This is a genomic window from Halomonas sp. HL-93, from assembly GCF_900086985.1.
GTDB lineage: Bacteria > Pseudomonadota > Gammaproteobacteria > Pseudomonadales > Halomonadaceae > Vreelandella.
Genome location: NZ_LT593974.1, coordinates 3,831,568 through 3,848,869, shown reverse-complemented (window position 1 = coordinate 3,848,869; position 17,302 = coordinate 3,831,568). Strand labels below are relative to the sequence as shown.

The window sequence follows — 17,302 nt, the reverse complement described above, 5'->3', positions numbered from 1 at the left end:
CCGCACACCTTTGCTAATTGGAGACCGTTATGACTGTTGAAATTACCTCAAAAATCGTCGGGTACCGCATCAAACAGCAAGAGCAGGCGGTGCCTGTCCGCGAACTGCCTGAAGAAGACCCGCTGACGGTGCGTATTCCATCGCGTCCGGAAGGCACGCTGGAAGCCGTCTCAGAAAAGATTTCCTACGTGGGCGCGGAAGGCCGCAAAAAAGTCTATTTGCTGGTGTCTTTCATGCCGGTGGAAGGCGTGGTCGGCGGCAAACGCGTGGTCATTGAGCGCCCGGTAGAGTTTTTCTTCCCTTCCGGCCAGCTCTCAAGCGAGCACCAGTGGATCACGGCCACCATGCGAAGCCTGTCGCTGGCGGCGCGCGGTGGCTATGTCACCCAGGCAGTGGCGGACTTGCGCAAGGTGGCCTGGGATAAGGGCTTGGTGCGTTGCGGCATGAACCGCTGGAACAAACCCATGTTCCATGATTCTGAAGTGGCCGCGATTGCCTGGTCGATTCAGCAAATTCTGTATCGCCGTGGCTTTTTGGACCAGGACGGCAACCAGGTGCCGGTGGAAAATTTAGTGGAACGTTACGCCCACCGCATGCAGCACGGGCACGCTTGGCAGCCGCCTGTCGATGAGGCCCCTGAAGAGGCCGCAAGCAGCGCCGTAGAACCTATCGGCAAAGGTAACGCTTCGACCAACACCAAAGGCAGCGGACCGGCCACCGTGGGCCACTGCCCGGAGTGCCGTGGCGAGTTGATCATGATGGATGGCTGCCCCACCTGCTACGCCGGGTGTGGCTGGTCGAAGTGCGGCTGAGCCGCTGAGATGATCGCCAAGTGACAACTAAAACGCCGCGAGTTAAATAAGCTCGCGGCGTTGTTATGCGTGGCGACTACGCCGTAGCGTCAAACAGAGGGCGGACGTTATCGGTCAGGTAGGCATCGTCAAACTCGCCTTCTACTGAGAGTGCATCCAGGTCGGGGATGGTGACGTTGTGGCGGTCACGGAACACCAAGCCGTCCTCGCTGAGAGCGCTGAATGTCCGACTGACATGCACCGGGCTTAAGCCCAAAATATCAGCCAGTTGCTCCTGGGAAAGCGGTAAACGAAAGTGGCCGCTGATATCGTCGTTGGTTTGGCGCAACCGTAAATACATTTCATGAAGGAAGTGAGCCATTTTTTGGCGTGCGCTGCGCCGGGCAATGTTGACTAGTCGTTCGGTCAATAGGGCTTGTTGACGGCTGCCAATGGCGAACATCACCGAGGTGAGTGGTAGCGACTGGCGGAATAGCTCCAGCATGCGGCGGTGGGGAAAGTGGCAGATAACCCCATCGTTGATCATGCGCACGTTCTCAAGGCGCTGGGCAAAGGCAAACTCGCGTAGGCCAATGATGTCCCCCGGCAAAAACACTTCCAAAATCTGTCGATCACCATTTTCCAGGTGACGATACGAATAGGCCCAGCCGCTTTTCAGCGTGCAGAACTCATTTGCCGCGTCGCCCATCTCCCAGAGTAGTGTGCCTGCTTTAATATCAGTGGGGCTCTCCTCCAGTGAAGTAAGGAGCTGTTTTTCTTCTTCAGTAAGCGAGCAGTAGTGGCTGAAATGCTTAATAATGCAGCTTTTTTCTTGGCCCACGGCTGATGACCTCTAAAAATTATTGGCGCTTAAAATCGATTATTCAGTCGACCACTACTATAAACGAAGCAGATGAAGAATGCGTCGCGTATGTGGTCTTAGCCTCGCCACAGGGGAGTACATCAGCGCTCATGTTATTGCCAACAAACGCCTGTCTGCGGCGATAGCAGCGTTAAGCGGACGCGCGCTGGTGTCGCGCCAGCAGCGGGGCCAAAAAGCGCCCGGTATGCGAGACTTTCTGCTTGGCAATCTGCTCGGGTGTGCCTTCGGCGATGATTCGACCGCCCCCGGAACCACCTTCTGGGCCGAGATCGACAATCCAATCGGCGGTTTTGATCACATCCAGGTTGTGCTCAATCACAACGATAGTGTTGCCGTGATCGCGCAGACGGTGCAGCACCGTCAGCAACTGGCGGATGTCCTCAAAGTGCAGGCCGGTGGTTGGTTCATCCAGGATATACAGTGTTTTACCGGTATCGCGCTTGGCCAGTTCGCGGGCCAGCTTGACCCGCTGGGCTTCGCCACCGGATAGTGTGGTGGCACTTTGCCCAAGGCGAATGTAGGACAGCCCCACATCGAGCAGCGTCTGCAGGCGGCGGGCAATAGCGGGTACCGGACTGAAGAATTCCAGCGCGTCTTCCACCGTCATGGCCAACACTTCGTCGATGGTTTTGCCCTTGTAATGGATATCCAAGGTTTCGCGGTTGTAGCGCTTACCCTTACACACATCGCAGGGCACATAGATATCCGGCAGGAAGTGCATCTCGACCTTGATCATGCCCTCGCCCTGGCAGGCTTCGCAGCGCCCGCCCTTGACGTTAAAGCTGAAGCGGCCAGGCTTGTAGCCCCGTGAGCGGGCTTCCTGGGTGCCGGCAAATAGCTCGCGGATGGGCGTGAAAATACCCGTGTAGGTCGCCGGGTTGGAGCGCGGCGTACGGCCAATCGGGCTTTGGTCGATATCGATCACTTTATCCAACTGATCGAGCCCTTCGATGGTTTGGTAGGGCGCGGGGGTGAGTGTGGTGGCGCGGTTCAGTTCACGCGCGGCGATGGGCATCAAAGTGCCGTTGATCAATGTCGATTTACCCGACCCGGAGACGCCGGTAATAGCGATAAACAGCCCCAGCGGAAGAGAAAGCGTCACATCCTGCAGGTTATTGCCAGTCGCGCCGCGCACCACCAACTGTTTTTCCGGGTTGCCGGGAATGCGGTAGGGCGGCACGGCAATTTCCCGGGTGCCGGAAAGGTATTGGCCGGTCAGTGAGTTGGGATTATCCATGACGTCCTGGGGCGTGCCCTGGGCGACAATCTCGCCGCCATGAACGCCTGCACCAGGGCCGATATCCAGCACGTGGTCGGCCGCGCGGATGGCTTCTTCGTCGTGTTCAACCACAATCACGGTATTGCCCAGGTCGCGCAGCCGCTCAAGGGTTTTCAGCAAGCGGTCGTTGTCGCGCTGGTGCAGGCCAATTGACGGTTCGTCGAGGATGTACATCACGCCGACCAAACCCGCGCCGATCTGGCTGGCCAGGCGGATACGCTGGGCCTCGCCGCCCGATAGGGTGTCGGCGCTGCGCTCCAGGTTGAGGTAGTCCAGCCCGACGTTGACCAGAAACTCCAGGCGAGCGTGGATTTCATTGACGATCTTATCGGCAATCTCGCCTTTGCGGCCTGGTAGGCTAAGGTCGGCAAAGTAGTGCCATGCGTCGCCAATCGGCAACTGCACCATATCGGCAATGTTACGGTCGTCGACGTAAACGTGGCGCGATTCTTTGCGCAACCGCGAGCCACTGCAGGTGGCGCAGGACTGCACGGCAATGTATTTGGCCAGGTCGTCGCGGACCATGTTGGATTCGGTTTCCCGATAGCGGCGTTGCATATTGGGCAGCACGCCTTCAAAGGCATGCTCACGGGTCACCTTACGACCGCGGTCACCGACGTAGACAAATGGGATGGTCTCGTCGCCGCTGCCGTTGAGAATAATCTCCTGCTCGTGACGGGCAAGCTCATTCCAGGGCGTTTCCAGCTCAAAACGATAGTGTTTGGCAAGCGCCTGAAGCTGGGTGAAATAGTAAATATTGCGCCGGTCCCAGCCTTTAATAACGCCTTCGGCAAGCGATAGCTCCGGATGGCTGATCAGCTTGGCAGGGTCGAAGTACTGCTGTACGCCCAGACCATCGCAGGTGGGACAGGCACCCGCCGGGTTATTGAACGAGAACATACGAGGCTCAAGCTCAGCCAGCGAGTAACCGCACACCGGACAGGCAAAGCGTGACGAAAAAGCCAAGTCCTCCTGTTCGCCGTCCATGAAGTGGATCATGGCGGTGCCGTCAGTTAGGTTGAGCGCCGTTTCGAATGACTCGGCCAGCCGCTGGGCGAGGTCGTCGCGGACCTTGAAACGGTCAACTACCACGCTAATGTCGTGCTTTTTGCGCTTGTCCAGCGGGGCGATATCGTCCAGCTCAAGCACCTGACCGTCGATCAAAGCGCGCACGAACCCTTGAGAACGCAGTTCCGCCAATAACTGTAGGTGCTCGCCTTTGCGGCCTTTGACCACCGGGGCCAACAGCATCAGTTTGGTGCCTTCGGTCAGGTTCATCACCTGATCAACCATCTGCGAGATGGTTTGGGCTTCGAGGTCTTCGCCGTGTTCGGGGCAGCGCGGCGTGCCCGCACGGGCAAACAGCAGGCGTAGGTAATCGTAAATTTCGGTAATCGTGCCGACCGTCGAGCGCGGGTTATGCGAGGTGGATTTTTGCTCAATGGAAATCGCCGGTGACAGCCCCTCAATGTGATCCACATCGGGCTTCTCCATCATTGACAGGAACTGGCGTGCATAGGTAGAGAGCGACTCCACATAGCGGCGCTGTCCTTCGGCATACAGGGTGTCAAACGCCAACGATGATTTACCTGACCCCGAAAGCCCGGTAATCACAATCAGCTTATCGCGGGGCAGTTCCACATCGATCTGCTTGAGGTTGTGGGTGCGTGCACCCCTGACCAGAATGCTGTCCATCAACACCTCGAATCGCGCGGCAAAAGCGTGATTATACGTTTCTCGGCCCCCTCCCGGCAAAGCGGTTTCGCGAGTCTAGGGTGTGTGGACGTTTCGCCTGATCTCCCAACACGCTAGAATGAACGGCTATCTTAGCCCCCTGCGGGCATTTACCACCGACGGTGATTATCCTAAGGACTACCCCAAGGGCTTTATGCGCAAGGTTTCCGCACTGTTGTTGGCCTCTGAGCGCCGTGCCATCAGCGGCCTGGCGGGGCTCTATGCGTCCCGTATGCTCGGCCTTTTCATGGTGCTGCCGGTGTTGGCGCTGTATGCCGACACGCTGGCAGGCTCGACGCCGCTGCTGATTGGCGTGGCCCTCGGGGTTTACGGGTTGACCCAAGCGATCCTGCAAATTCCTTTTGGGTTATGGTCCGACCGGATTGGTCGCAAGCGTGTCATCGCCTTCGGCCTGGTGTTGTTTGCGTTGGGCAGCGTGGTGGCGGCGCTCGCCGATTCCATCGGCGCAATGATTGCAGGCCGGGCCTTGCAGGGTAGTGGCGCGGTGGCCGCCGCAATTATGGCGCTGCTGGCGGATCAGACCCGCGAGCAGGTGCGTACAGCGGCGATGGCCACCATCGGGTTGTCGATTGGCGTGGCGTTCGCCCTGGCCATGGTGATCGGGCCTTGGTTGGCGGCGTGGGCTGGGCTAGCCGGTGTGTTCTGGCTGACGGTGTTGCTGACGCTGCTGGGTTTGGTCGTGCTGTGGCGCTGGGTGCCACCCGCGCCGCGCCGTGTGCGTCACCGCGATGTGGGCATGGACCGCCAGCAGCTGAGAAGCGTTCTGGGGCGCCCGGATCTATGGCGTCTCGATGTATCGATTTTTGCCCTGCACTTTGTGCTGATGGCCATTTTTGTGGCCGTGCCTTTTCGCTTGCTTGAGACGGGCATCAGCGCCGCGCATCATGGCTTAGCCTACTTGGTCATCATGGCGCTTTCATTTGTGGCCATGCTGCCGTTGATGATCGTGGCCGAGAAGCGTCAGCGCATGACGCGTATTTGTGTGCTGGCGATTGGCGCGATTGCGGTTAGTCTGGCGGGTTTGGGGCTGCCGGTATCGCAAGGCTATTGGCTGTTTCCCTGGCTGTTTGTTTTCTTTACCGGCTTTAATCTGTTAGAAGCAACGTTGCCGTCGATGCTCAGCAAGTTGGCACCGGCCGGGGCAAAAGGCACGGCCATGGGCGTCTACTCTACCAGCCAATTCTTGGGGGCGTTTTTAGGCGGTACCCTGGGCGGTGTGCTGGCCAACTACGGAGGTCTGGACGCGGTATTTCTCGGCTGTGCACTGCTGGCACTATTATGGTGGGGCGCGATGTTGAATATGCCCTCTCCGCCGCCGCTCACCAGTGAAGTGGTGGCATTGCACGACACTGAGGCCGATACTATGCATGTGTTGCTTGAGCACTTGGCGGATGTGGCAGGCGTTGAAGATGTCATGGTCGTGCCCGAAGAGCGTCTAGCGTATTTGAAGGTCAATCGACAGCAGCTTGATCAAGCGGCGCTTGCTAAGCTGGTAACGCCCCCCAAATCGTAAACGGGGTGAGATAGTGGCGCGTCGCTGGGACGCTGTCGACGTTTATCGATATCAATTGAAAGGAGCGCCTTATGGCTCGTGGCATTAACAAGGTCATTTTAATCGGCAACCTCGGGCAGGATCCTGAGGTACGGTTTACCCCCTCCGGCACTGCGGTCGCTAATCTCAACCTAGCAACCAGCGATACCTGGACGGACCGTCAAAGCGGTCAGCGCCAGGAGCGTACCGAGTGGCACCGGGTGGTGATGTTTAATAAAACTGCCGAGATTGCCCAGCAATATCTGAAAAAAGGCTCCAAGGTTTACATTGAGGGCCGCCTGCAAACGCGCAAATGGCAAGACCAAAACGGCCAGGACCGCTATAGCACGGAAATCGTCGCTAACGACATGCAAATGCTGGATTCCCGTGGCGGTGATTTCCAAGGCGGCGGCGCGGCGCAAAATAATTATGCGCAAGGTAGTCAAGGTGCCCCTCAGCAGGGTGGCCAACCTCAACCGCCCCAGGGAGATCAATACGCCGGGCAGGGGGCGCCTCAGCCACAGCGAGCGCCACAGCAAAGCCAGCCAACACCGCCGCAAGGCCAACAAAACAATCAATATGGCGCGCCTGATCCTGGTAATTTTGATGATTTCGACGATGAGATTCCGTTTTAAGTGACGGTCAATGACGCGAGTGAAGGTAAGGGAGACCGGCCGTCTTGAAGCTTTTGATACTCGATGCGGGGCACTGCTTAAGTTTAGCGCTGGCGCGTGAAGCAAGCCGTCGCTCTGATACTGAGCTGGTAATTGAACAAGCGACGCAGGTGAGCGCGGAGCGCCTGCGGTCGGTGTCGCCGGATGCGGTGATCGTTCCGCCCTTGGCCCATCCTTTAAACATGGCTCCGGCCGACGTTAAAGCGCATGCCGATGCCGTGGAGGTGTGCCTGGAAGCCTGCCTGGCAGAAGGCGTTGCGCTCGTCTGGTGCGTATCTGATCAGCTGTATGAAGACGGTTTCGACGTGCCCATTGACGAGCATGTCGTGCCGGCACCCAGGGATGAGTGTCTGCGTCGTTTGGTGCAAACCGGCAATCGCATTCGAGCAGATTACGACCGTCATTTAATTGTTCGCCTGGGGCCGTTGTTTGCGCTTGAGGGCAGTCATGCGTGGCTAAATGAGTTGCTGGACAGCCTGGTAATGGGCGACAGCGTGCGGGCGGCAGAAGACGTTATTTTTTGCCCCACCTCGGCGGATGCCGTAGCGCTTGCCCTGATCGGCATGCTGCAGCAGCAGTCCTGCGGTGCGGACGCGTGGGGCGCCTATCACCTAGCCGGCACCGAGCCTGTCAGCGCCTTTACGTTTACCTCCATGGTGAGAACCCAGCTGTCGACCCACCTGGAAGGGCGTGGCGAGCAAGTGACGCTAGGCGACGTCCAAGCGCTAAAGCATCACCACGATGCCAAACTACGGCGGGTGCTAAATTGCCGCCGGGTACTGGATGTCTTTGGTGTGCATCAAAAGCCGTGGCGTTTGGAAGTTGGGCGGATGCTCGATGCATGGTGTTTAACCCGGGACCATCAGGGTGTCGACGACACAGGAGCGTCGTCTTGATGCAAGTGGTTCGTAGTGTGATTTTTTACGTAGGTTATTTTGCCGCCTTATTAGTGATTGGCGCGCTGTTCTTGCCGATTGCGCCCTTTTTGCCCCTGGCAGGGCGCTATCGCCTGCTGAATTTATATAATTATTTTCTGATGTTTTGGTTCCGCGTCGCCTGCGGTGTGCGTTATGACATCCAAGGAAAGCACCACTTGCCTGCTGGGCCCTGTGTGATTCAGGCGAACCACCAGAGTGAATGGGAAACGGTTTTTTTGCAGGTGATGAAGCCACCGGTATGTACCGTGTTGAAACGTGAATTACTGCGTCTACCCATCTTTGGCTGGGGGTTACGTTTACTACATCCGATCAGCCTGGACCGCTCCAAGCCAGCGCGAGCCATTAAGCAAGTGCTGAGTCAGGGCGTCGCGCGGCTGAACACAGGCCTTTCGGTACTGATTTTCCCTGAAGGTACCCGAGTCGAGCCTGGCGAGCGCAAGCGCTACAACAAAAGCGGTAGCGTTGTCGCCTGCCGGGCGGGTGTGCCGGTATTGCCCGTGGCCCATAATGCAGGAGAGCGTTGGCCGGGTCGCCACTGGGTCAAGCGCCCCGGGGTGTTGCGTGTACGCATTGGCGAGCCGATCGAAACCGCTGGACGAACCTCAGACGAAGTGCTGGCCGATGTGGAGGCCTGGATAGAAGCTCAATTGGTAGATATTTCGGATGTGCCCAGGCCATAGTAACGGCTTACGGGGTTGTTAACACAATAAAAAACGCCACCCTATGAATGAGTAGGGCGGCGTTTTTTTTGGGCCTATCGAGTGGTTACTCGATCGATCTATTACTCGGCATAGCGCTGGAACACCAAGCAGGCATTGGTACCACCAAAGCCAAAGCTATTGGATAGTACGCGGTCAATCGTCACGCCGTCGCGGCGCTCGGTGACGATATCGAAGCCGTCAGCCTGCTCATCAAGTTGCTCTACGTTGGCTGAAGCAGCCACAAAGCCGTGTTGCATCATGAGTAGCGAGTAAACAGCCTCCTGCACGCCCGTGGCGCCCAGCGAGTGGCCGGTGAGTGATTTGGTCGAACTCATGGCCGGTGTTGAGTTGCCGAATACCTCGCGAACTGCTTTGAGCTCGGCGACGTCGCCTACCGGTGTCGAGGTGCCATGGGTATTAATGTAGTCAATATCGCCCTCTACGGTGGCCATGGCTTGACGCATACAGCGTGTTGCCCCCTCGCCAGAAGGCGCGACCATGTCGTGGCCGTCGGAGGTGGCGCCGTAGCCCACCAGCTCGCCGTAAATCTTGGCACCGCGTGCCTTGGCATGCTCAAGCTCTTCCATCACCAACATGCCGCCGCCACCTGCGATGACAAAGCCATCGCGGGCTTGGTCATAGGGGCGTGACGCTTTGTCAGGCGCATCGTTGTAGTGAGTTGATAAGGCACCCATGGCGTCAAACAGGCAAGAAAGCGTCCAGTGTTCTTCTTCGCCGCCGCCGGCAAACACCACGTCTTGTTTGCCAAGCTGAATCTGCTCCATCGCACTGCCAATGCAGTGAGCTGATGTGGCGCAGGCTGACGAAATGGAGTAGTTCACGCCTTTGATTTTAAATGGCGTCGCCAAGCAAGCCGACACGGTGCTGCCCATGGTGCGGGTAACGCGGTAAGGGCCGACCCGGCGCAAGCCTTTTTCGCGCATGACATCGGCCGCTTCTACCTGGTTGGCACTGGACGCGCCGCCGGAGCCCGCGATCAGACCGGTTCGCTCGTTGGATACCTGGTCCGCGGACAGACCTGCATCTTCAATGGCCTGGGCCATGGAAATATAAGCATAGGCAGCCGCGTCACCCATGAAGCGCAATAACTTGCGGTCGATGAGCGATTCAAGATCAATATTGACGCTGCCTGCTACTTGGCTGCGAAAGCCGCGTTCAGCGTATTCCTCTTTGAAGCGAATGCCGCTGCGGCCACTTTTAAGTGCTTCCAAGACCTGTCGTTGGTCGTTGCCCAAGCAAGACACAATGCCAAGGCCGGTGACTACCACTCGACGCATGGGAGCCTCCTGTTAAAAATTCGCAGTGGAGGTAAATAGGCCAACGCGCAAATCATTAGCCTGATAGATATCGCGTCCGTCTACTGAGACGGTGCCGTCGGCCATGCCCAGAATCAGCCGACGAGTAATAATACGTTTCATGTTAATACGATAAGTTACTTTTTGCGCGTCTGGAAGTATCTGACCGCTGAATTTCACTTCGCCACAGCCAAGCGCTCGTCCTCGGCCAGGGTGACCCAGCCAACCCAGGTAGAAGCCGACCAGTTGCCACATAGCATCAAGGCCCAGGCAGCCTGGCATTACCGGGTCGCCGGGAAAGTGGCAATCAAAAAACCACAGATCGGGCGTGATATCCAGTTCGGCAATCAACTCGCCTTTGTTGTGCTCGCCGCCTGCTTCATGAATGTGTGTGATGCGGTCAAGCATCAGCATGTTGGGAGCTGGCAGTTGGGCATTGCCCGGGCCAAAAAGTTCGCCGCGCGAGCAGGCCAGCAGTTCTTCGCGATCAAAGGAATGTTGCTTGGTCACTGAGTCGTTCCGATTATCAAGATGGTTGTTGGCCGCGTGCGGCACCTAAAGCCGAGGCATCGCGCCGTACTGAAGTGAAGCACTGAGGCACGGCCCGCAAAGCCTTGCCTAGTCTACTTCCCGAAACCGCTGAATGCACGTAACGCGCTATTATCGGTTGTCGTTACAGATTTTTTATTAGCAGCCGACAGTATAATGAGGCGAATAGTGTAGGGTCGAATGATTGGTTTTGCACACTAAACGGCGTATTGGCGTAAGATTGTCTAATCAGACTGTGTACTAGCGGCATAATGAGATGGATCTACTAATTTGTTGGGAGCAGCTTTTAGCTCGTTTTTATAGGATATCGTGAACTCGCATGTGGCTATCCGTTTCGCTTAATCGCCCATTGATTTGGGCGGCGTTGATCGCACTGCCCGCTTGCATCTGGATTCCTGATGCCGCCTTGCGCATGGTCGCGGCGTCAATGGTGACGTTCGGGCTGTGGGATACGTGGCGTCAGGTTCGTCAGCAACGCCTCCGGCTTCGGTTGTCACAGGATGCGATGGGTCTCGCCAATGATGCAATAGTCATCAGCGACGTGGAGAACCGTGTCATTGCTGTGAACCCTGCGTTCACCGAAATTACCGGCTATGAAAGTCATGAAATGGTTGGACGTAAGCTCGAAACGCTTGCCGCGCCGAGACACGACAAAACGTTTTACCAGCACTACTGGAGCACCCTGAAAAGCACCGGGCGCTGGGAAGGCGAGATGTGGAACCGGCGAAAGCACGGCGATGAGTATCCTGAATGGCTTAAGGTCCGCGCCGTCACCGACAAGCGTGGCAAAATAACCCACTTTATTAGTTTATTTACCGATATATCGGCACAGAAAGCCCGTGAACGTGACCTGCGGCGTATTGGTTATGAAGACCCGCTGACCGGCTTGCCGAACCGGCGCCGGTTGCACGACCTGATGGAGTCGCGCCTGCGTCAACTGCGCGCAGGGGAAAGCCTGGATATCGCCTTGGTGGATATCGACGGGCTTAAGTCGGTGAATGACAGCATGGGCGTTGAGCAGGGCGATCGCCTGCTGGCGCGCTTTGCTCAACGGCTGACCAGCCACATGGCGGGCAGCGTTGTGGGCCGCTTGGGCGGCGATGAATTCATGGTCATTCGCACCACCACCTATGATGATCACGACAAATGGATCGTCAATCTGCGCGATCACATGAGCAGCCCGTTTGAGATAAACGAGCAGTCGCTGCGGTTGGGCTTGACGATCGGCAGTTGCCGGGCACCAGAGGATGGCCGCGACTCGGGCGTGCTGTTTCAGCGCCTGGAGTCGGCGCTGTATAACGCCAAACGATTAGGGCGAAATCACAGCCTGCGCTTTCGGCCCGCGTTGGATAAACAGGATAATCCCCAACTGGCGTTGGTCAGCGATTTACGCGCCGCACTGGTCTCGGGCGACCAGCTTGAGCTGTATTTCCAGACCCAGCATCATCCCGGCACCGGTGAACTCTTGGGTATGGAAGCCTTGCTGCGCTGGCAGCATCCTCGTGATGGCATGATATCCCCCGGTGAGTTCATTCCTCTGGCGGAGCGCCATGGCTTGATGGCGGAGCTGGGCAGTTGGGTGATTGAAAAAGCCTGTGCGCAGCAGGCGCATTGGGCCAATAGCGAAATGCCAACGTTAACGATGTGGGTGAATATCTCGGCGCTTCAGCTGTTTCAGGGCGATCTTGAAACCTTGCTGGCTACCTGCCTGAAACGCTACCGCTTGACGCCTGCGCACATCGGCTTGGAACTGACCGAATCGGTCTTATTAGATGAGCGTGCAGGGGATATGGGGCCACGCTTAAAAGCGTTGCGCGCCCAAGGTTACGCTATCGCAATTGATGATTTTGGCACAGGTTACTCGTCGCTTGGCTACTTAAAGCGCTTGCCGGTGGACAAGATAAAGCTTGATCGTGCTTTCATTCGTGAACTGCCGGGCGACCAAGCCGATGCCGCCATTGTGAGGGCGGTGCTATCAATGGCCAAAGGACTGTCACTTGGGGTTGTGGCAGAGGGCGTCGAAACCAAGGAGCAGTGCGAGTTCTTGGTCAATGCCGGCTGCAATATGGTACAGGGCTTCTATTTTGCCCGCCCGGTGCCCGCCCACGAACTCGAGCAGCGTCTGCTGCCTAAGGCCCAGTCAAAGGCGCCTGCCATGGCTAAAGCTGGGCCCTAGGCGCGCTGGCGTCAGCATAGCGTTGTTGCCAGCGACGATAATAGGGGCACACAGCGAGGCAAAGGGTTGCCCATATCAGCGCCTGAGCGGGTAGCAGCCAAGGCGCTAAAGAGACATCGGTGAGAGCAGCACCGGCAAAATACGAAAGCGGCCCGCCCAGCGCACCAAGTGCCGCCGCCAGCCAGGGCCATCGCCATAGCCACGCAAGTGAATGATGCACCAGAGTGGCGAATAGCGGCCACAGCATCCACAGCCATAGCGGCAACAGACCGGCGATCAGCGTTCGATCACCAAACATCAGTCCGCCCGTCAGTTTCAGGCCGCCGTCGATTATCAGTCCCAGTAGGGCAAAGGCCGCTACCAAACGCCATTCTCCGGGTTTACCCAAGTACTTCAAATGCAACGCGATCCAGGCGCTGCCGGCAATAGCCGCCACCCAGGAACCGCCTAGTACGCACAGCGTCCAGATCACCTCAAAGCCCAAAGCATTGACGAGCACCGCTATTACCCGCCGCCGTGCGAGCATTACAGCGCTCCGGTCAGGGGCACCAGCTTGGCTGCTGGCTTGGCCAACAGCAAGTGGCAGGTGCCGATTGAGCGCTCAAGGAAGCCACCCTCGCAATAGCAGAGGTAGTAGCGCCACATGCGAATAAAGCGCTCGTCATAGCCCAGCGTGTGAATATGCTCTAAGTGGGCCTCGAAGCGGTGTCGCCATTCGCGCAGAGTGCGGGCGTAATGCTGGCCTATTTCATCCAGCGACACCATATTTAGCGAGGTCTTGCGCATCAAGCTGCTGGCAATGGCGTGGTGGGAAGGTAAAAAACCACCAGGGAAAATATAGCGTTTGATGAAATCCATATCGCGTTTGGCTTCTTCAAAGCGCTGGTCGCGAATGGTGATTGCCTGGAGCATGGCCTGGCCGTCATGGGTCAGCAGGCTGTCAACTTTGTGCAGGTAGGTATCGAGGTATTGATGGCCAACGGCTTCAATCATTTCAATGGAGATTAACCGGTCAAAACGGCCGGTTAGCTCGCGGTAGTCTTGCTTCAGCAGCGTAATTTGCGCTTCCAGTCCTTCTTCCTGAATACGATTAGCGGTGTAGGCATATTGTTCTTCGGAAATCGTGGTAGTCGTCACCCGACAGCCTCGGGTTTTGGCCGCATGGATGGCAAGCCCGCCCCAGCCTGTGCCAATTTCGAGCAAATGATGCTCGGATTGCACGTCGAGTTTATCGAGCATGATGTCGAGTTTATACGTTGAGGCCTCTTCCAGGCTGGCGTCCGGATAGGGGAAAACGGCGCTGGAGTACATCCAGTGGTGCTGGTCGAGAAAGGTGGCAAACAGGTCGTTGCCAATATCGTAGTGAGCGGCGATATTGCGTTTGGAGCCGGTCAGGCTGTTGCGCTGAAAGCGGTAGGCCCAGCCCATCAACCAGCGCGTCGCGCGCGCACTGCCATTCTCCAGATTGCCATTGACCTGGTCTAAATTAACCGCAAATAGCCGTACCAGGGCGACGAGATCATCGGCATCCCAGTCGTTGTCCATGTACGACTCGGCGGCGCCAACGGTGCCGCCAAAGGCCAGTCGCTTCCAGGCCCGCGCATGGCGGATGACCACCGTCACATGCAGATCACCGCCTTGACCCAGGTGATGGCACTGGTTGCCTTCGATCAAGGTGATGTTGCCGCCGGTAAATGCATCCAGTTGAGCAATCAAGCGCTTTTTCAGCCAACGAGTAAGACGGCCCTGGGGTGCGGGTTGAATATTAGGCGGCGTGGAACGCAGGGTCGTCATTTCGAGGTCTCCTTGCGCTTGGGGTGGTTATAAACGGGCACGCGCTTCAGCCATAGCCGCAATGCCTCAAAATGAATGCCGGCAACCGTTTTCAGGCTTATCCATGGCTGGCGCATGAGCGTCGTTAACAGCACCTTGGGGGTGGCGGGAGCTGCTTCCAGAGTTAAAGTGGCGTCGAAATGGCGTTGGCCGTGTTGCCAGTTTTCCATGTGCAGTAACAGCTGGTCGCTCGGCGTGTTAAATCGCCAGCGATAGGTCATGTCCATGGGGTTGAACGGCGAGACGTGCATGGCTTTGTCGAAAGTTGCGTGGTGGCTATGGCGCTTCGCATCGACACGGCAGGCGTAACAGGTGCGCTCTCGCCAGGGCATGTTGGTGACTTCGCCGAGTACCGCCGCTAGCTGGCCTTCGCGGTCGTAGGCGTAGTACATCGACAGTGGGTTGAACATGGCGCCCAGCGTACGCAACTGTGTGAGTACGCAGATGCGACCCTCGGGGGCGCTGCCCAATTGGCGTGTCAGCTCCTCGCGTACGGCGGTGGCCAGCGGGCGATCAGTGGGGCCGAGGTAGTCTTCGCGGCGAAAGCGAGCCAGGGCCGGGCCGCGCGCGCTAAACCCTGGCACACGGTCAAATAGCCCCGGCAGTTCGTCCAGATCCAACCAGGCCATCCACAACTGGTAATTAAACGCATGCGCGCGCGGTGTGAAACGACGGTGGCGCAGCGTGCCGCGATAGATACGCGAATGGGGCCTTGTGTTCATCCCGCGTCACTCCCTTGATAGGCATCAAACAGTTCCGTGGTGGGAAGGGCCGTGGGCGCGCTGGGGGGGCTTTGTGCTTCATCGCAACCCAGTGAACGGGCAACGCGCAGCGCGCTCCACACCCCGTCTTCATGAAAACCGTTGCGCCAGTAAGCCCCGCAAAAGTGCGTGCGTCGGGTGGGTGATGAAATCTCGGCGTGGCGCTGTTGTGCGGCCTGCCCGGCCAGGGTGAACTGCGGGTGGGCGTAGGTGTAGCGACCCAGGATCTTGGCCGGGTCGATGTTCTGTGAGTCGTTTAGCGTGACACAGAACGTGGTGTCGCTTTCCAGCCGCTGGAGAATATTCATGTTGTAGGTCACCGACACCCGCTCATTGGCACCGCGGCCATCAAGGCGGTAGTTCCAACTGGCCCAGGCGCGTCGGCGACGCGGCAGCAACGAGGTGTCAGTGTGTAATACCACCTCGTTATCCTGATAAGGCATCGCGCCTAGGATCTCGGTTTCCATCGGCGTGGCGTCGCCGAGCATAGCTAGCGCCTGGTCGGCATGGCAGGCCAGTACTACGTGATCAAAACGCTGGGTGCCTTCAGGCGTCGTGAGCATAACCCCTGTGGCGTGGCGCTCTATCCGGGTAACCGGCGTATTGAGATGAATGCGATCGGCATAAGGCGCGGTGAGTGCTGGGATATAGCGGCGCGAGCCACCCACCAGGGTGTACCACTGCGGCCGATGGTTAACCGATAGCAGGCCATGATTGCGGAAAAAGCGTACAAAAAAGGTCAGCGGAAAGGCGCGCAAGTCACCTATGCTTGCCGACCAGATGGCGGCTCCCATGGGCAGCAGGTAGCGTCGCTGGAAGGTCTGACCATAACCGTGACGGTCCAGGTAGTCTCCAAGGGTCATGTCCTTGGGCAGACGCTCGTTCTCCAAGTCACGCGTCGCTTGCTTGTTGAAGCGCATGATATCGGCAAGCAGGCGGTAAAAGGCAGGGTTGAGCACGTTGCGCCGCTGGGCGAACAGCGAGGTCAAGGTATGCCCGTTGTATTCGAAATCCACGCTGGTTTCATGCACCGAAAAGCTCATTTCGGTGGCTTGACTGGGCACGCCGAGCGACTCCAGCAGGCTCTGAAAGTGTGGATAGGTCCAATCGTTGAAAACGATAAAGCCGGTGTCGATGGCGTAAGCGTTACCGGCAACCTCGATATCCATGGTCGCGGTGTGTCCGCCCAGCCGTGCGTTGGCTTCGAACAGCGTGACCTCGTGCTGGGCAGAGAGATACCACCCGGCCGCCATGCCGCTGATGCCGCTGCCGATAATGGCGATGCGCTGAGACGCCGCGTTACTCATCAAGAAGCCTCTTGCTTGCGTGTCATGCGCAGACCAATTCGGCGGCGCAGGGCGGGCGGTAAAATGCCCAAAAACTTGACGATGTAGGTAAATCGTCGCGGAAAGTGAATATCTAACCGGCCCTTTACCAAACCTTCGATAATAGCGTCGGCGGCGGCGTCAGCGCTGACCTGCATGGGCATGGGAAAGTCGTTGCGTTCAGTTAAGGGGGTTTTGACGAACCCAGGGTGGATTAGGCTGACATCAATGCCCTCCTGGTCGAGGTCAAGGCGCAGCGATTCCAGGAAGTAGCTGACGGCGGCTTTAGAGGCTCCATAGGCTTCGGCGCGTGGCAGTGGCAGGTAGGCCGAAGCGCTTGAGGTGGCGGCAAGCCGGGCGGGTTTGCCTTCCCGGCGCGCCGATCGCAGTAAAGGTAGCGCGGCTTCCACCCCATACAGGGTGCCGAACAGGTTGGGCGTCAACACCCGCTCGATCAGGTCCATATCAAACTGTTGTGCATTCAGGTATTCGCAAGTGCCAGCGTTAAACAGGGCAAGGTCAAGCGCGCCCAACTGCTCACCAATCTGCTCCCCCGCAGCCAGTACGGCCTGGCGGTCGCTCACATCAAGCGGCAGTGGATAGGCATTAGGGTGGCCGTTGCAAAGGGTGTCCAGTGCCTGCTGGTTGCGAGCACTAAGCACCACCTGGTGGCCCTGGGCAATGAGTTTTTTGGCCAGTGCTTCTCCGATGCCAGAGGTCGCCCCTGTCAGCCAGATGCGCTGGGGCGTCGTCCATGTGCTCATCGTGCTTCTCCTGTGGCGCCCTGCAG

Annotated in this window: 15 protein-coding genes; 6 read left to right on the top strand and 9 right to left on the bottom strand. The window is 57.8% G+C overall.

Annotated elements, in window-relative coordinates:
• The first annotated feature begins 29 nt into the window (after positions 1–29).
• Positions 30–812 carry a ribonucleoside-diphosphate reductase gene (locus GA0071314_RS17875; protein WP_074397915.1) on the top strand — a complete coding sequence of 261 codons (783 nt, stop codon included), beginning with the start codon at positions 30–32 and terminating at the stop codon, positions 810–812.
• A 76-nt stretch (positions 813–888) separates the two neighbouring features.
• Here GA0071314_RS17875 and GA0071314_RS17870 read toward each other — a convergent pair whose 3' ends face one another.
• Complete coding sequence (locus tag GA0071314_RS17870) at positions 889–1,632, bottom strand: Crp/Fnr family transcriptional regulator (RefSeq protein ID WP_074397913.1); 744 nt, start codon at positions 1,630–1,632, stop codon at positions 889–891.
• Positions 1,633–1,804: 172 nt separating this feature from the next.
• Positions 1,805–4,648 (bottom strand): excinuclease ABC subunit UvrA, encoded by a 2,844-nt coding sequence (uvrA, locus tag GA0071314_RS17865; RefSeq protein WP_074397911.1) that lies wholly within the window; start codon positions 4,646–4,648, stop codon positions 1,805–1,807.
• 193 nt (positions 4,649–4,841) lie between these two features.
• Here uvrA and GA0071314_RS17860 point away from each other — a divergent pair, with 193 nt between their 5' ends.
• The 4 genes from GA0071314_RS17860 (at position 4,842) to GA0071314_RS17845 (ending at position 8,531) form a co-directional block, all read left to right on the top strand.
• Positions 4,842–6,221: an MFS transporter gene (locus GA0071314_RS17860; RefSeq protein ID WP_074398586.1), complete on the top strand. Its 1,380-nt coding sequence runs from the start codon at positions 4,842–4,844 to the stop codon at positions 6,219–6,221.
• A 71-nt stretch (positions 6,222–6,292) separates the two neighbouring features.
• Positions 6,293–6,874, top strand: a complete 582-nt coding sequence (gene ssb / locus GA0071314_RS17855) for a single-stranded DNA-binding protein (protein WP_074397910.1) — start codon at positions 6,293–6,295, stop codon at positions 6,872–6,874.
• Between the two features lie 44 nt (positions 6,875–6,918).
• A complete protein-coding gene (locus GA0071314_RS17850) occupies positions 6,919–7,809 on the top strand; it encodes a sugar nucleotide-binding protein (RefSeq protein WP_074397908.1) in 891 nt (296 codons plus the stop codon).
• Entirely contained in the window at positions 7,806–8,531 is a 726-nt protein-coding gene (locus GA0071314_RS17845) for a lysophospholipid acyltransferase family protein (protein ID WP_074397906.1), read from the top strand. Before GA0071314_RS17850 ends, GA0071314_RS17845 begins: the two co-directional genes overlap by 4 nt.
• A 101-nt stretch (positions 8,532–8,632) precedes the next feature.
• On the opposite strand, the gene fabB is transcribed toward GA0071314_RS17845, so the two are convergent.
• Positions 8,633–9,850, bottom strand: a complete 1,218-nt coding sequence (fabB, locus tag GA0071314_RS17840) for a beta-ketoacyl-ACP synthase I (RefSeq protein ID WP_074397904.1) — start codon at positions 9,848–9,850, stop codon at positions 8,633–8,635.
• A gap of 12 nt (positions 9,851–9,862) precedes the next feature.
• On the bottom strand, positions 9,863–10,378 hold the full coding sequence (fabA, locus tag GA0071314_RS17835; protein ID WP_074397902.1) for a 3-hydroxyacyl-[acyl-carrier-protein] dehydratase FabA: 516 nt from the start codon (positions 10,376–10,378) through the stop codon (positions 9,863–9,865).
• Positions 10,379–10,736: 358 nt separating this feature from the next.
• Between fabA and GA0071314_RS17830 the strand changes: the two genes are divergently transcribed.
• Positions 10,737–12,593 carry a putative bifunctional diguanylate cyclase/phosphodiesterase gene (locus GA0071314_RS17830; RefSeq protein ID WP_074397901.1) on the top strand — a complete coding sequence of 619 codons (1,857 nt, stop codon included), beginning with the start codon at positions 10,737–10,739 and terminating at the stop codon, positions 12,591–12,593.
• Here GA0071314_RS17830 and GA0071314_RS17825 read toward each other — a convergent pair.
• Genes GA0071314_RS17825 through GA0071314_RS17805 form a run of 5 tightly spaced genes read right to left on the bottom strand, consistent with a single transcriptional unit; the run spans position 12,577 to position 17,276 of the window.
• A complete protein-coding gene (locus tag GA0071314_RS17825) occupies positions 12,577–13,119 on the bottom strand; it encodes a DUF2878 family protein (RefSeq protein WP_074397900.1) in 543 nt (180 codons plus the stop codon). The two genes, GA0071314_RS17830 and GA0071314_RS17825, sit on opposite strands and share 17 nt — an antisense overlap.
• A complete protein-coding gene (locus tag GA0071314_RS17820; RefSeq protein ID WP_074397898.1) occupies positions 13,119–14,387 on the bottom strand; it encodes an SAM-dependent methyltransferase in 1,269 nt (422 codons plus the stop codon). Before GA0071314_RS17820 ends, GA0071314_RS17825 begins: the two co-directional genes overlap by 1 nt.
• Positions 14,384–15,148, bottom strand: a complete 765-nt coding sequence (locus tag GA0071314_RS17815; RefSeq protein ID WP_074397897.1) for a DUF1365 domain-containing protein — start codon at positions 15,146–15,148, stop codon at positions 14,384–14,386. The genes GA0071314_RS17820 and GA0071314_RS17815 overlap by 4 nt, the downstream gene beginning before the upstream one ends.
• Positions 15,145–16,494, bottom strand: coding sequence for an NAD(P)/FAD-dependent oxidoreductase (locus GA0071314_RS17810; protein ID WP_074397895.1), 1,350 nt, complete (start codon positions 16,492–16,494; stop codon positions 15,145–15,147). The genes GA0071314_RS17815 and GA0071314_RS17810 overlap by 4 nt, the downstream gene beginning before the upstream one ends.
• Positions 16,494–17,276, bottom strand: coding sequence for an SDR family NAD(P)-dependent oxidoreductase (locus GA0071314_RS17805; RefSeq protein ID WP_074397893.1), 783 nt, complete (start codon positions 17,274–17,276; stop codon positions 16,494–16,496). Before GA0071314_RS17805 ends, GA0071314_RS17810 begins: the two co-directional genes overlap by 1 nt.
• Positions 17,277–17,302: the final 26 nt, after the last annotated feature.